The organism is Nocardia sp. NPDC003726, assembly GCF_053586955.1.
The window spans coordinates 93,093-107,730 of sequence record NZ_JBSFNF010000022.1 but is presented as its reverse complement, the minus strand read 5'-3'; the positions used below and the strand labels follow the sequence as shown (position 1 = coordinate 107,730).

General features: G+C 69.7%; 14 protein-coding genes. 8 read left to right on the top strand and 6 right to left on the bottom strand.

Annotated elements, in window-relative coordinates; translation table 11 throughout:
- Positions 1 to 134: 134 nt before the first annotated feature.
- Together mshD and ACWDMM_RS25725 are read right to left on the bottom strand one after the other, a co-directional pair.
- The gene (gene mshD / locus ACWDMM_RS25730; protein ID WP_357110117.1) at positions 135 to 1,055 is read right to left on the bottom strand and encodes a mycothiol synthase; all 921 of its coding nucleotides are present in this window, start codon (positions 1,053 to 1,055) and stop codon (positions 135 to 137) included.
- 129 nt (positions 1,056 to 1,184) lie between these two features.
- The gene (locus tag ACWDMM_RS25725; protein ID WP_195078181.1) at positions 1,185 to 1,949 is read right to left on the bottom strand and encodes a winged helix-turn-helix transcriptional regulator; all 765 of its coding nucleotides are present in this window, start codon (positions 1,947 to 1,949) and stop codon (positions 1,185 to 1,187) included.
- 294 nt (positions 1,950 to 2,243) lie between these two features.
- Here ACWDMM_RS25725 and ACWDMM_RS25720 point away from each other — a divergent pair, with 294 nt between their 5' ends.
- From ACWDMM_RS25720 to ACWDMM_RS25685, 8 genes are all read left to right on the top strand, one after another.
- Complete coding sequence (locus ACWDMM_RS25720) at positions 2,244 to 3,044, top strand: LmeA family phospholipid-binding protein (RefSeq protein ID WP_195078180.1); 801 nt, start codon at positions 2,244 to 2,246, stop codon at positions 3,042 to 3,044.
- The gene (locus ACWDMM_RS25715; RefSeq protein ID WP_449939921.1) at positions 3,041 to 3,484 is read left to right on the top strand and encodes a thioredoxin family protein; all 444 of its coding nucleotides are present in this window, start codon (positions 3,041 to 3,043) and stop codon (positions 3,482 to 3,484) included. Before ACWDMM_RS25720 ends, ACWDMM_RS25715 begins: the two co-directional genes overlap by 4 nt.
- A gap of 287 nt (positions 3,485 to 3,771) precedes the next feature.
- On the top strand, positions 3,772 to 4,266 hold the full coding sequence (locus tag ACWDMM_RS25710; RefSeq protein WP_195078178.1) for a DUF4395 domain-containing protein: 495 nt from the start codon (positions 3,772 to 3,774) through the stop codon (positions 4,264 to 4,266).
- Positions 4,267 to 4,295: 29 nt separating this feature from the next.
- Positions 4,296 to 5,129: a sulfurtransferase gene (locus ACWDMM_RS25705; protein WP_195078177.1), complete on the top strand. Its 834-nt coding sequence runs from the start codon at positions 4,296 to 4,298 to the stop codon at positions 5,127 to 5,129.
- A 5-nt stretch (positions 5,130 to 5,134) separates the two neighbouring features.
- Positions 5,135 to 5,440, top strand: a complete 306-nt coding sequence (locus ACWDMM_RS25700) for a DUF1416 domain-containing protein (RefSeq protein WP_043686601.1) — start codon at positions 5,135 to 5,137, stop codon at positions 5,438 to 5,440.
- A gap of 187 nt (positions 5,441 to 5,627) precedes the next feature.
- Positions 5,628 to 6,335 (top strand): FABP family protein, encoded by a 708-nt coding sequence (locus tag ACWDMM_RS25695; RefSeq protein WP_195078176.1) that lies wholly within the window; start codon positions 5,628 to 5,630, stop codon positions 6,333 to 6,335.
- Between the two features lie 187 nt (positions 6,336 to 6,522).
- The gene (locus ACWDMM_RS25690) at positions 6,523 to 6,657 is read left to right on the top strand and encodes a hypothetical protein (protein WP_449939916.1); all 135 of its coding nucleotides are present in this window, start codon (positions 6,523 to 6,525) and stop codon (positions 6,655 to 6,657) included.
- A gap of 80 nt (positions 6,658 to 6,737) precedes the next feature.
- Positions 6,738 to 7,031, top strand: coding sequence for a DUF1330 domain-containing protein (locus tag ACWDMM_RS25685; protein WP_195078175.1), 294 nt, complete (start codon positions 6,738 to 6,740; stop codon positions 7,029 to 7,031).
- A 376-nt stretch (positions 7,032 to 7,407) separates the two neighbouring features.
- Here the strand turns inward: ACWDMM_RS25685 and ACWDMM_RS25680 are convergent, their stop codons facing one another.
- From ACWDMM_RS25680 to ACWDMM_RS25665, 4 genes are read right to left on the bottom strand one after another with little or no spacing between them, the layout of a single operon-like run.
- Positions 7,408 to 9,468, bottom strand: coding sequence for an ATP-binding cassette domain-containing protein (locus ACWDMM_RS25680; protein ID WP_449939934.1), 2,061 nt, complete (start codon positions 9,466 to 9,468; stop codon positions 7,408 to 7,410).
- A gap of 10 nt (positions 9,469 to 9,478) precedes the next feature.
- Positions 9,479 to 11,734 carry an ABC transporter ATP-binding protein/permease gene (locus ACWDMM_RS25675; RefSeq protein ID WP_449939914.1) on the bottom strand — a complete coding sequence of 752 codons (2,256 nt, stop codon included), beginning with the start codon at positions 11,732 to 11,734 and terminating at the stop codon, positions 9,479 to 9,481.
- Positions 11,735 to 11,738: 4 nt separating this feature from the next.
- The gene (gene cydB, locus ACWDMM_RS25670; protein WP_195078173.1) at positions 11,739 to 12,770 is read right to left on the bottom strand and encodes a cytochrome d ubiquinol oxidase subunit II; all 1,032 of its coding nucleotides are present in this window, start codon (positions 12,768 to 12,770) and stop codon (positions 11,739 to 11,741) included.
- Positions 12,771 to 12,779: 9 nt separating this feature from the next.
- Positions 12,780 to 14,273, bottom strand: coding sequence for a cytochrome ubiquinol oxidase subunit I (locus ACWDMM_RS25665; RefSeq protein ID WP_357110126.1), 1,494 nt, complete (start codon positions 14,271 to 14,273; stop codon positions 12,780 to 12,782).
- Between the last annotated feature and the right edge of the window lie 365 nt (positions 14,274 to 14,638).

Here is a 14,638-nt window from a genome sequence, read left to right as displayed (position 1 = left end):
CACTCAACCTAAGGTCACGTGGTTGACAGTTGGACCGACCTGAGTGAACGGAGAGTGAACAGCCCGGCGCGATTGCGCCTGGTAGATGTGACGTTTGCCGCAGTTTTACTCGCGCACACCCGTTCTGCCGCCTGCTATTCAAACTCCGCCGCCGCGTAGGCGACGTCGACATGCGCGGGAGCGAATCCGAGACGGGTATAAGTGCGCACCGCGGCGACGTTGTCGGCCTCGGTGTAGAGCAGAACCTCGGCCAACCCGCGGTCCCGCAGGTGGTGCAACCCGGCCGAGGTGAGCAGCCGGCCGAGTCCGCGCCCCTGCGCCGCCGGATCGATGCCGACCACGTAGACCTCGCCGAGCGGAGGACGCTCCGCCTGATGCACCTTGGTCCAATGGAATCCGAGCAGATGTTCGGGGTCCGCGGTATCGAAGGCGAGGAACAGGCCGGCGGGGTCGAACCAGGACTCGCCACGGCGGATCTCGATGTCGCGGCGGGTCCACGCACCTTGTTCCGGATGCCAGGCGAACGCGGCGCCGTTCACCCGCAGCAGTTCCGCGTCGTCGGCGGGACCGGCGTAGGTGCGTAACTCGATGTCGTCCGGCACGGCCAATTCCGGTAGCTCAGGAGTTGCCAGCGACCGCCGCATCTGCCACAACTCACGCGCCGTCCGCAGCCCGAGCCGCGCTGCGACGGCCTTGGCCGCAGGCCGGTCGCCGTGCGCCCAGACCCGCGCGCCGGGACCGCCCGCGGCCAGTGCGGCCGTGACCAGATCGGTGCCGACGCCGTGGCCGCGCCGGGCCGGGTCGACCGCGACCTCGGCCATAGCGGGATGTTCGCCATGGGCCGGAACGAGATTCGCGTACCCCACGACGACGTCCTCCTGCCACGCGAGCAGATGGCGTGCTCCGGTGTCCGCGCCCGCCGTCAGCGACAGCACGGCCTGCTCCGAGACCGGGGCGACTCCGTCGGCCTCGGTCGCACGCGCGAGCAGATCGCTGACCGCCCGCGCGGCACTCGCATCGGGGTGGTCGGTCCAGTGTGTCGTCGCGCCGCTCATCGGCCTCCGTTCATCGAGCCGGCGGACCCGGTATGGAGTCCGTTCCTGGCAACGTCATGGCGGCAGCCGGCATTTCGGCCCCGCCGCTTCGACGTGGGCGCGTTCGAACTCCAGGCCACCCGCCGACGATCACTGCACGGAGCCGTTGACCGGAGTCAGCGAGGAATCGTCGGTGCCCTCGTTGTCGTCGTCCGGGAAGTTCACCGGCTCCCCCTTGACCGCCGCGCGCGACGGGCGCACGGCCTTGTAACCGACGTTGCGCACCGTGCCGATCAGCGACTCGTACTCACTGCCGAGTTTGGCGCGCAGCCGCCGCACGTGCACGTCCACGGTGCGGGTGCCGCCGAAGAAGTCGTAGCCCCACACCTCTTGCAGCAGTTGCGCGCGGGTGAACACCCGGCCCGCGTGCTGCGCGAGATACTTCAGCAGCTCGAACTCCTTGTAGGTGAGATCGAGCGGGCGGCCGCGCAGCCGCGCGGTGTAGGTCCCCTCGTCGATAACCAGCTCACCCAGGGTGATCTTGCCGGTGTTCTCCGGGCTGGCCACGCCGCCGTTGCGGCCGACCAGCAGTCGCAGCCTGGCGTCGAGTTCGGCGGGGCCGGTGCCGGGCAGCAGGATGTCGTCGAGGCCCCAATCCGCGTTGACCGCGACCAGGCCGCCCTCCGTGAGCACCGCGACGACCGGCACCGACGACCCGGTGCTGCCGAGCAAGCGGCACAGTCCGCGGGCCGCGGCCAGGTCGGTTCTCGCGTCCACCAGCGCGACGTCCGCGGTGCCTGCCTCGAGCAGCGAAGCCACCTCCGTCGGCGCGGGCCGCACGTTGTGCGCGAGCAGCGCGAGCGAGGGCAACACCGACTCGGGGTTGGGGTCGGAGGTAAGCAGGAGCAGCTCCACGGGCCCTCCTCCCATCTCGTAGCCACGCGGCTGCGGCAGCACCGCCGCGGCCACGTCGCTAATCACAGGTAATCGGATGCAAGATTAGCGCGTAACAAGGCATGACCACGCATTCCGGGTGCGACGGGCGCACCGGAGGACACCCGGTAGCCGGGCTCGGGCCAACCGATATGGTGCGTACATGGGTTACGTATCGGGCATGCCCCCTGTCACCGGGGCGCCCGAGGCGGTAGCCGAACGCGCGCCGTGCGGCTTCCGGCCGCCGCGGCCCGAGACCCGGAGAGACGGGGGAGCATGCGCAAGCTGATCATCGGCCTGCTGTGTCTGGCTGGGTTCGCCATCGTCGTCGACTTCAGCACCGCGGCCTACTCGGAATATCGCGTGTCCAGGGCGCTGCGCGACGGCGCCGATCTCACCGCGGACCCCGAGGTGACGATCCACGGCTTCCCCTTCCTCGGGCAGGCCTGGGACAGCCGCTACGACCACGTCGAGATCCGGGCGCGCGCGAAGCGAGAGGACATCCCCGGCGAGATAGCGCTGGAGGCCACGCTGACCGGGGTGCGGCTGCCGGTCGGCGAACTGGTCGACGGCAGCCTGCGCGGCGTCCCGGTGGAGCGGGTGGACAGCCGGTTGCGGGTGGAGCCGACCGAACTCGGCAGGCTGTTCGGCATCCCCGATCTGCAGGTGCATTCCCGGCCAGCGGACAAGTCCGACGGGACCGGCGGTTCCGGCGGTTCCGGCATGACCACCACGGGCGCGCTGGTGCTCACCGGGACCATGCCGGAGACGCCCGGCGCGCAGTACGGCGGTGAGAAGGTCAGCGTGCAGGCCGATCTGCTGCTCGACGGCGATCAGGTGAAGATCGTGGCGACCGGCTTCTACCGCGGCCCGCCCGGCACCGAGACGATGCCTGTGGCGGTGATCACCGAGGCCGACCGCCCAGCGGTGCTCGCCCGGTTCACCCGTACCATCGACACCAAGGAATTGCCGTTCGGTGTCCGGCCGACCAAGGTCTCCGCCCAGGGCGGTCAGATCGTGGTGGAGGGCAAGGGCGTGAACGTCACGATCGACCTCGACCGATTGCAAAGACCATGATCCAAGTCACCATCCTCGCAGTAGTTCTGCTCACCGCTCTGGCGGTCGGCGTCCTGCTGCGCCGGCGCGAGGGCAAGATCCGCGCGGCCGACGGTATCGACCTGTCCCACTCCGCCCGCGCGGACCTGCTGGCGGCCGTCGGGGTGACCGGAGCCGGTCCCGCGGTGCTGCATTTCTCCGCCGAGTGGTGCGGACCGTGCTCCGCTGTTCGCCGGGTGGTTGCCAATGTGACGGACCAGCTCGCGGGATCACCGCAGCCGCCGCAGGACATCGAGGTGGACATCGACGCAGAGCCCGCTCTCGCCAGAGAGCTCAATGTGCTCTCGCTGCCCACCACGTTCGTCTTCGACACCGAGGGCAGGGAACGGTTCCGCATCTCCGGCGTGCCGAAGGCCACGGATCTGCACTCCGCGCTGGAGCCGCTGACCGCAGCGGCCTGACCTGCGACGACAAGTCCCCTCGACGGCCGAGATCCACCCCCGCTCCATATTCCCCCGCCGAATTGGGTAAACTGCTCTCGTGCTTGCCAACCACGAGCTGATGCTCACCCGACGCCGCACAGTGGATCTGTGTCGGCTCGGTGGTTGTTGCTGCCTGTGCCGCTGATCGGTCGGCTTCCCCGAATTTCCTGACGCCGACCTCTGCCCGCCGCGCGAGTGATCTCACGATCCCCCGGCGATTGGCAAATTTGCAGTCATCGGACTTTTTCAGCGCAGGAGTACGCACAATGTCCACCGAGATCCGTAACACTTTCGAAGCCACCCCCGTTTCCTCCGATCAGGTCGATGTGCGCGGACCGCGTTTCGCCGCCTGGGTGACCACCGGCGTCCTCGTCGCGGTCCTGCTCGCCGCCGCGGTCTCGGCGGTCGCCGCGGGGGTGCTGATCGCCCTGCAAGCGGTGGTCTTCGCGGTCGGCGCCGCCCTCGGCCCGCGCCGACACCCCTACGGCCGGATCTACGCGGCGTTCGTCGCGCCGCGTCTCGCGCCGGCCACCGAGACCGAGCCGACGGCTCCGCTGCGGTTCGCGCAGCTGCTCGGTTTCGTGTTCGCGGCCGTCAGCCTGCTGGGCTTCGCGCTCGGCTCCACAGTCGTCGGCGCGGTGTTCGCCGGCTTCGCCCTGTTCGCGGCGTTCCTGAACGCGGCGTTCGGGCTCTGCCTGGGTTGCCGGATCTATCCACTGGTAGCCCGACTCCGCCGGACCCCGTCACCGGCATCGAACTGACCCTGCACGTCATCTCTGAAAGGAAAACAATGGCTCGCTCCGATGTCCTGGTCTCCGTTGACTGGGCCGAAGAGAACCTCAACGCCCCCGGCGTCGTGTTCGTCGAGGTCGACGAGGACACCTCCGCCTACGACGGTGGTCACATCGAGGGTGCCGTCCGGCTCGACTGGAAGAAGGACCTGCAGGACCAGGTTCGTCGCGACTTCGTGAACCAGGAGCAGTTCTCCGACCTGCTCTCGGCGCGCGGCATCTCGAACGACGACGAGGTCATCCTGTACGGCGGCAACAACAACTGGTTCGCCGCGTACGCCTACTGGTACTTCAAGCTGTACGGCCACAACAACGTCAAGCTGCTCGACGGCGGTCGCAAGAAGTGGGAGCTCGACGGCCGCCCGCTGTCGACCGAGCCGGTGAACCGGCCCGCCACCCAGTACAAGGCGTCGGCGCCCGATCTGAACATCCGCGCCTTCCGTGACGAGGTCATCGCGGCCATCGGCACCAAGAACCTGGTCGACGTGCGTTCGCCCGACGAGTTCAGCGGCAAGATCCTGGCTCCCGCGCACCTGCCGCAGGAGCAGAGCCAGCGTCCCGGCCACATCCCCGGCGCCATCAACGTGCCGTGGAGCAAGGCCGCGAACGAGGACGGCACCTTCAAGTCCGACGCCGAGCTGGCCGAGATCTACAAGGAAGCCGGACTGGACGGCGAGAAGGAGACCATCGCCTACTGCCGGATCGGCGAGCGTTCCTCGCACACCTGGTTCGTGCTGCAGGAACTGCTCGGCCACCAGAACGTCAAGAACTACGACGGCAGCTGGACCGAATACGGCTCGCTCGTCGGCGCTCCGATCGAGTTGGGAGAGTAATCGACATGTGTGCAGCACCTACCCAGGGTCAGGCCATCCCGGCCGGCGTCGACGTGGAGAAGGAGACGGTCATCACCGGCCGTGTCCTGAGCACCGACGGCCAGCCGGTGGGCGGGGCGTTCGTGCGCCTGCTCGACGGCAACGGTGATTTCACCGCCGAGGTCGTCGCGTCGGGCACCGGTGACTTCCGGTTCTTCGCGGCTCCCGGCTCGTGGACCGTCCGCGCGCTCTCCTCCGCCGGCAACGGTTCCGCCGAGGTGCGCCCCGAAGGCGCCGGCATCCACTCGGTCGACGTCGCGGTCGCCAAGTAGGACCCACACGGTCGAACGGCCCCGGTCGCTTTCCGCTCCGCGGAAGCACCGGGGCCGTTTGCGTGCCGCCGCGAGGGGGTCGTTAGACTCGGATCGTGGTCCTCTTCTTCGAGATTCTGCTGGTGGCCGTGGCCGTCCTGATCGGCTGGTTCGGCCTCTACGTCTTCTACCGGCTGTTCACCGAGTCATGAGCGAACTCGCGAGCGAAGGTTCCAACCCGGCCGAGCGAGCGAGTGAACAACTGAACGGCAACGCTCCGGCCGATTCCGCCGGTCGCCGCAGCGGTGACCAGGCCGTAGCCGAGGCTGCCGAACGGGCGAAATCGACCGGCGTCCGCAACATCCCGGTCCTACCGGATCTTCCGCTGCCCGAGGACACGGCCAACCTGCGCCTCGGCCCGGACCTGAGCGCCTCCATGCTCGCGCTGCTCCCGATGGTTGGCGTGTGGCGCGGCGAGGGTGAGGGCAACGATCCCGAGCGCGGGGACTACCGCTTCGGCCAGCAGATCGTCGTCTCCCACGACGGCGGCGACTATCTCTCTTGGGAATCCCGGTCCTGGGTCATCGAGGCCGACGGCAACTACGGCGGCCCAGACCTGCGCGAGAGCGGCTTCTGGCGGGTCGGCATCGACGGCAACGACGAGGTCATCGAATTGCTGCTGTCGCACAGCAGCGGCATCGTGGAGTTGTTCTACGGGCAAGCGCTGACCCAGTCGTCCTGGGAACTGGCCACCGACGTGGTGATCCGCAGCCAGTCCGGCGTAGTCGTCGGCGGAGCCAAACGCCTCTACGGCATCGTCGAGGGCGGCGACCTCGCCTACGTCGAGGAACGCGTGGTAGCCGACGGCCCGCTCGAACCTCGCCTCTCGGCCCGCCTGCAGCGCTACATCGGCTGACGGTTTCCGGTTCACCGAGCCCTGCCGTGGTCCGCGTCTCCCAACGCGATACCGGCTGGCTTCCGGCGCGCGCGATACCGGTGGGTGCAGCACACGGCTGCCTGCCTCACGGCGCCGCCGGTGGTTGTGGCCCAGCTCGCTGAGCAGATCCGGATGGATCCGGTGGAGATCGGCTCGTACGGCAAGCATGCCAAGACCTACCGAGCAGCTGCGGTTGGCCCACGGCCTGATCCTGGCCGCCGGCACCGGCCCCGGCCACCTCTTCCCCGGCGACAGCGCCTACACCACTGCGGCGCTGGTCGGCATCGCGCCATGGCGCTGACAAGCCTCGCTCTCGCCCGCCGGCTCTCCTCCGAGACCAACCCGTAAGTCACATGTACTCATCCCCACACTGGAGGTTCCATGCCCAAGGGCTACTGGGTCAGCGTCTATCGCACCATTTCCGACCCGGAAAAGCTGGCTGCTTACGACAAGCTGGCCGGTCCAGCCGTCAGGGCCGGCGGCGGTCGAGTCCTCAGCCGTGGCGGTCGGGTCGTGGCGTATGACGCCGGAATCGCCGGGCGCACCATCCTGATCGAGTTCGACAGCTTCGAGCAGGCCGTCGCGGCGCGCGAGAGCGCGGCCTACCAGGAGGCGCTTGCCGCCCTCTCCGACGGCGTCGAGCGCGACTTCCGAATTGTCGAAGGCACCGACTGACCGAGGTCCAGGCGGATCTCGGCTGGAGGACTCACCTGATCTCGCGAGCAACTCACCGGGTACGGCCAGAACCCACACACATCCCCAACACAGGACCTGTGATCAACCCAGGCCCACCCCCACTAGTACGGCATGAATGCTCGGAGAGGCGGAACAGAACAGCCCCCGAGCCATACCGGTGCGATTGTGGTCGCACGGGTCCGGTCGGACGGACCGGGGCTCGGGGGCCGGGTGACTGCCTGGAATTCGCTCAGCGCTCGCGCGGGCGAAATCCACCTGCAGCGGTGGCGCTAGCGGACAGCCACCTCACGTGTCCTATGAATAACCATTCTTCGAACCACCTCCTTCCTCGTGTACGAACGAATCTAGCGATACGTCAGTAGCTCGGCAACGGAATTTCTCGGTGGGCGGAATCGGCGCTTCCTCGCCCCGTGAAGTCGGTCGTGACCTGCCCCGATGCGGAGATTCGCAGTACCGCGTCGGCCCGATGCCCCTCCGGTAGCTGATGTGTGACGACGACCACGGTGCGGTCCGATTCGACGAGGCCGCTGTCGGCGTCGAGCAGATCGCGCAGCAACTTCGCTCCCGCCTCGCCCTCCATGTGTTCCGTCGGTTCGTCCAGCAGCAGCACCCGCGCCGGCGCGGCCAGTGCGCGGGCGAGCAGGATGCGGCGGCGCTGGCCGCCCGACACGGCTGCCGCTCCCCCGACGAGATCGGTGTGCACGCCCTGCGGCAGCCCGTTCAGCCAGTCGCCGAGACCCGCCTTCCGCAATGCCGCTTCGGCTTCCTCCTCGGTCAGGTCACCGCGGGCTACCCGCAGATTCTCGAGTACGGATGTGCCGAACAGGTGCGCGTCCTCGGCGAAGAAGGTGACGCCCGGGCGGGGCGTGTCGAACAATCCGGCCCAGCGCATCAGCAGGGTGGTCTTGCCCGCGCCGCTGGGGCCGACCACGGCGATCCGGCGGCCACCGGGGAGGTCCGGCACGCGCGCGTCGACGGGGCGGCCCGGGTTGGAGACGCTTGCCCACGGTCGTCCAGGTTCCGGTTCCCCTCCCGGCTCCGGTTCCGCTCCGAGCCGGGCGGCGGATGGGTCGGCCGCGCCCGCAGATCCCTTCCAGCCGACGTCGCCCGTGGGCTGCGAAGGAGCCGCGTCGATGCCGCCGGGATGCGGGCGGGAGTCGGTTCCGGCCGAAGCACTGTCACCGCCGGTCCAGGAGGTCAGCTGGCGGGATGGCGAGATGACCGCTGGGTCAGCGGCGACCGCCGCGCCTCCGGTCGGCAGCGAACGCGCGGCAAGCGGCGGGAGGACGGCGGAAGTACCGTCACCGCCGGTCCAGGAAGTCAGCTGGCGGGATACCGGGGTGACGGCGGGGTCGGCGGCGTTCGCCGCGCCTCCGGTGGACAGCGGACGCACGGCACGCGGTGCGGGGTTCGTCGACGCTGTGGGCGAATCGGGTTCGAACTGATCCAGGCGATGCAGCGCCGCACGGGCCGTGGTCAGGGCTTGCGCTGCCGCGGGCAAGGGGCCGACCGCTTCGAAAGCCGACAGCGGTAGCAGGACGAGGACGACGAGCGCCATCGGCGTCATAGCGCCCGGAGTGCCGCCGTCCGGGCCGTAGAGGGTGATGCCGATGAGCAGGGCGCCGAGTGCCGCGGCGCCGATGGACAACGGCGTGGCGGCAGCCGACCAGGCGCTGCGCGCGGCGGCCCGGTCTTCCGCGGCGACCGCGCGGCGCGACGCTTCCCCCGCCGCGACGAGGGCGGCGTCGAGGCGGCCCGCGACGCGCAGTTCGGCGGCATGGTCGAGCACCGTGAGGGCCTGGGCCGTGAACTCCGCCCGGTCGGCGCGCACAGCCCGTTCCGCCTCGGACGCCGCCTCTGCCGACAACCACGGCGCGACGATGCCCGACAGGGCCAGCGCACCTGCCAGGATCGCGGCGGCCGCGAGCGAAATTGTCGCCAAGAGCCCGACGGCCGCGAGCGACAGCACGAGGGCCACCGCGACCGGCACGAACACGCGGACCACCACTGCGCCCAGATCATCGATATCGCTGCCGATACGGACCAAGAGGTCCCCGCGGCGCGGCGGCTTCACCCCCGTCCGGTCGCCTCCGTCCTCCGCGACCCGGGGACGGCGCAGCCAGAAATCCGAGCGAGCCAGCGTCCGGTAGACCGTGGTTCGCGCGGTCGTCATGGCGCGCAGCGCGACATCATGTGTGGCGAGCCGTTCCAGGTACCGGCACAGGCCGCGGGAGATGCCGAGCGCGCGCACCGCGACCACGGCGACGCTCAGGTCCAGCACCGGCGGCATCTGCCAGGCGCGCGCGATCAACCAGGCCGCCAGCGCCGCGAGTCCGAGCCCGCTACCCAGCGCCAGCACGCCCCACCCGATCGCCACCGCGACCCGCCAGCGGGACAATTCCAGCAGCGCCCACATGCGGCGCAGATCAGCGAACACGTCGGGGGACCTCCGCTCGGTCCGAGTGCACCTCTACGACATGGTCGGCGGCGGCCAGCACGGTTGGGCGATGACCGATGACGATCACCGTCGCGCCCGCACGGGCGCGGGCCCGAAGTGCGGCCAGCACGGTGGCTTCGGCGGCGGCGTCGAGGTGTGCGGTGGGCTCGTCCAGCAGCAGGATCGGGCGCTCCGTGGCCAGCACCCTGGTGAGCGCGAGGCGTTGCCGCTGGCCGAGGGAAAGGCCGATGCCGCCGGGGCCGACCACGGTGTCCCAGCGCTCGGGCAGATCGTCGAGCACGGCGTCGAAACCGGTTGCCAGGCAAGCGGCTTCGAGATCGTCTACGACCCGCACCGGACCGCGTGCGGCGTGGTCCGCCGTGCGCGCGCCGAGCAATTCGAGGTTGTCCCGCAGCGTGCCCGGCACCAGAACCGGACGCTGCGGCAGCCAGGCCACGCGTGCCCACCATCGCTCCGGGTCCAGTTCCCGCACGTCGACACCGTCGACCGTCACAGCGCCCTGGTCAGGCGCGATCAGACCCAGGATCGCCTGGACCGCGGTCGATTTCCCACTTCCATTGGGGCCGGCGAGCACCGTGACCGCACCGGGCCGCAAGATCGCCGACAGCCCCGCGGGGGCGAACCCGTCGCGTGCTCGGACCCAGAGGTCGCGAAGTTCGACCGTGCCAGGGCCGACAAGGCCGCGGCGACCGGCCGTCGCCTCGACTGCCTCGGGCGCGGTGCGGCGGTCGGGTGTACCGACGCGCGCCGACTCACCGACGACCGCCACCTCACCATGCACACCCTCGCCGGGTAGCCCCTCGACCAACTCGCCACGAGTCGCCACCGCGCCGGAACCCACGGCGCTGCTGTAGTAAGCCGTCGCCGACACTCCCCCCGGCTCGGTGCGGCCGTCGTAAGTACCGGCGGGCGCCGACTCGCCCGGCTCACCACCGGTACGCGCCGCTGCGCCTTTCACGCCGTGTCCGGACAACCCCTCAGCCAGTTCGCCCCGAGTCGTCGTTGCCGCCGCGTCGGGGCCCACGGCGCCGCTGAGGTGAGCCGTCGTCGAGGCTCCCTCCAACGCGGTGCGGCGGCCGTTGCCGGTGTCGGCGCGGGCCGATCCGTCGGGCGCGGCCGCACACGGGCCGACCAGGCTCGGCACCGCGTTGTCGGCGGCATCGGGGACGAGCGGCGCGCCCGGCATGGCATGGCCGAGTTGGCTGGCGACCCGCTCGGCAGGGGTGGACTCGAGGATCGCGAACGCCCGATCCGCGGCCGCCATGCCGTCCTGGGCGGCGTGGAATCGTTCGCCCACCATGCGTAGCGGCAGGTACACCTCCGGGGCGAGCACCAGCGCCACCAGGCCCGCGTAGAGGCTCATCTCGCCGAACACCAGCCGCAGGCCGATGGAGACCGCGATCAGCGCGACGCTCAGGGTCGCGAGCAGTTCCAGCACCAGCGAGGACAAGAAGGCCATGCGCAGCGCGCGCATGGTGCGTTCGCGCAAGGCGTCACCGAGAGCGCGGACGCGGTGCTGCATGGTGCGTCCGGGCTCGCCCCGCTGGTCCGGTGCCGCCTCGCCGCTCTCCCGGCCGAGCGCGCGCAGCGTCGGCATGCCCGCGAACAGATCGAGCAGTTGGTCCGACAACCGGGTGGTGGCCGCGAGCGTGGCTTCGGCACGCCCTTGGGTGAGCAGCCCGATGAGGATCATGAAGATCGGGATGAGCGGCAAGGTGATCACCACGATCACGCCGGAAGCCGGATCGTGTGCCGCGATGACCGCGAGCACGATCGGCGGGACCAGCACCGCCAGCAGCAGCGCGGGCAGGTAGCCGACCAGATACCCGCGCAGCCCGGACAAGCCCGTGCCGACGACGACGGCCAATTCGGTTCGGCGCGCGTCCAGTTCGCGAGGCGACAGCCGAGCCCCCGCGCCGAGCACCGCGCCTTCCAACTCCGCCACCACGCTCGCGCCCGCTCGGTGCGCGAGCCGGGATTGCCACCAGGTGGCGAGCACCCGGCAGGCGATCGCGACCGCGAGTCCGACCAGTTCGGCCGTCCACACGCCGAGCGTGCGCGCGGCCGGATCGGTGACCACGCCCGCGAGCACCCGTCCGATCAGCACCGCCGCGACCACGATCGCGCCGGTGACGACCAGCGACAGCGCCACGCTCAGCGCGAGGTAGCTACGCGCCGAGCGGGCATAGCGCCACAAACGGGGATCGACCGGCGGGCGGGCCATGACGTCAATCCCGCGCTGTCCGCAGGGGCAGGCCGACCGGGGGCGGGATCTGCTCGACGGTGATCCGCTTGCGGAACACCCAGTACGTCCAACCCTGGTACACCAGCACGACCGGCGTGACCAGCGCCGCGGCCCAGCTCATCACCTTCAGCGTGTACGGCGTCGAGGACGCGTTGTAGACCGTCAGGTCGAACGCCGCATCGATCGTCGAGGGAAGCACCGCGGGAAACAGCGAACCGAACAGCAGCGCGGTCGCCGCCGCGACGGTCACCGTGGTGCCGGTGAACGCCCACCCGTCGCGCTGAGCGACATCGGCCGCCGCCGCCACGACCAAGCCGAGCACCGCCAGCCCCAGCGGGATCCAGGTCCAGCCGGTCCCGTGGGCCAGCTGGGTCCACAACCCGAATCCGCCGACGACGACCACGGCCGGTACCAGCAGCAGCCGAGCGGTGCGCCGGGCGTCGTCGCGAACCTCGCCCGCGGTCTTGAGCACCAGGAACATCGCTCCGTGCAAGGCGAACAACAGTCCGGTCGCCAGCCCGCCGAGCAGGGCGTAGGGCCCGAACAGGTCCGCCACCGAGCCCGCGAACTGCTTCTTCTCGTTCAGCGGGACCCCGCGCACGACATTCGCGAACACCCAGCCCCAGGCCAGCGCGGGCACCCAGGAGCCGATGCCGATGCCGATGTCGCAGCGGGCGCGCCAGCGCGGGTCATCGATCTTGCCGCGGTACTCGATGGCGCAGATGCGCAGGATCAGCGCGACGAGCACCAGCAGCAACGCCAGATAGAACCCGGAGAACAGGCTGGCGTACCACTCCGGGAAGGCGGCGAACATCGCGGCGCCCGCGGTGATCAGCCAGACCTCGTTGGCGTCCCACACCGGCCCGATCGTGTTGAGCACCGCGCGCCTGCGCCGGTCGGAGCCCTTGCCGAGGATCGGCATGAGCATGCCGACGCCGAAATCGAAGCCCTCCAGCACGAAGTAGCCGGTGAACAACACACCGATCAGGACGAACCAGAACTCTTGCAAACTCATCGCCGGCTCCTAGTAGGCGAACGAAAGTTGTTCGACAGCGGGCTCTTCGGCGCGGCGGCCGCCCGACGCCGCGTCCGTGTCGTGCGGTTCGACCGCGGCGGGCGCGGCCGGATCGGGTCCGTGGACGACGTAGCGGCGCATCAGGAAGAACCACACGAGCGCCAGCGCGCCGTACAGCAGGGTGAAGACGATCAGCGAGAACAGCACGACGCCCGGCGCGTGATCCGAGACGCCCTGCTGCACGGTCAGGCGCAGGTTCGGATCGCCGGTGGGGTTGGGCGCCACCACCCAGGGCTGCCGCCCCATCTCGGTGAACACCCACCCGGCGCTGTTGCCCAGGAACGGGGTGGGGATGGCCAGCAGGCTCAGCCAGGAGAACCACCGCTGGTCCGGCACCCGTCCGCGGCGGGTCAGCCACAGTCCGGCCAGCGCGAGCAGCGCCGACCCCGCCGACAGCCCGATCATGGCGCGGAACGACCAGTAGGTGACGAACAGGTTGGGCCGGTAGTCACCGACGCCGAACTTCTCGTTGTAGGTCTTCTGCAGGTCGACGACGCCGTCCAGCGTCACGCCGGTGAACTCCCCTTTCGCCAGCCACGGCAGCACATAGGGCACTTCGAGCACATGCGTCACGCTGTCGCAGTTGTTGTGCGTGCCGACGGTGAGCACGGAGAAATCGGGATCCAAGGCGGTGTGGCACAGCGATTCCGCCGACGCCATCTTCATCGGCTGCTGCTCGAACATCAGCTTGCCCTGCACGTCGCCGGTGTAGACCAGAGCGCCCATCGCCGCGATCACCACGACGATGCTCGCCCGCGCCGCCGGCCGCCACATCTGGCGCGCCTCGGCCGTTTTCACCGGGTCGCCGCTGCGCGCGTTGCGCACCATCCACCAGCCCGCGATGCCCATGACGAAGGTGCCCGCCGTGAGGAAGGACCCGGCCACCACGTGCGGGAAAGCCGCCAGCAATGTGTTGTTGGTGAGCACCTGCACGATGCTCTCCAGTTCCGCGCGACCGGTTTCCGGGTTGTAGCGGGCGCCGACCGGATGCTGCATGAACGAGTTGGCCGCGACGATGAAGTACGCCGAGGCGTTCACGCCGATCGCGACCATCCAGATCGCGCCGAGGTGCAGCACTTTCGGCAACCGGGTCCAGCCGAAGATCCACAGCCCGAGGAAGGTCGACTCCATGAAGAAGGCGATCAGGCCTTCCAGTGCGAGCGGAGCGCCGAACACGTCACCGACGAATCGGGAGTACTCGCTCCAGTTCATGCCGAACTGGAACTCCTGCACGATGCCGGTCGCGACGCCGAGAGCGAAGTTGATCAGGAACAGCTTGCCGAAGAACTTGGTCAGTCGCAGCCAGTGCTGCTTGCCGGTGACGACCCAGGCCGTCTGCATGGCCGCCACCAGCGGCGCGAGCCCGATGGTCAGCGGCACCAGGAGGAAGTGATAAACGGTGGTGATGCCGAACTGCCATCGGGAGATGTCCAAGGCGTTCAAGCCGGCCTCCTGCGTATCTACTACATGTCGTAGTAAGCCTACGCCGGAACAGGCGGCGAACAATGCGTCCTAGGCCACGCTACCAGGGGTGATTTCGCCTGTCGCAGCTTGTTTTCCGTGCTCATCGCCGTCCCGTGCCCGCCCGAGTAGGACGCAGATCACGAAGCGACGCCGATCACGGCGACGATGCGGCAATCCGCGCCCGGCCGACGCGACCGATCACCCCAGCCGACACGACCGATCACCCCAGCCGACGCGACTGATCACCCCAGCCCACGCGATCGAGCACCCGGCCAACGCGACCGAGCAACCCAGCCGACGCGACCGAGCACCGCAGCCGACGCGACCGAGCACCGCAGCCCACG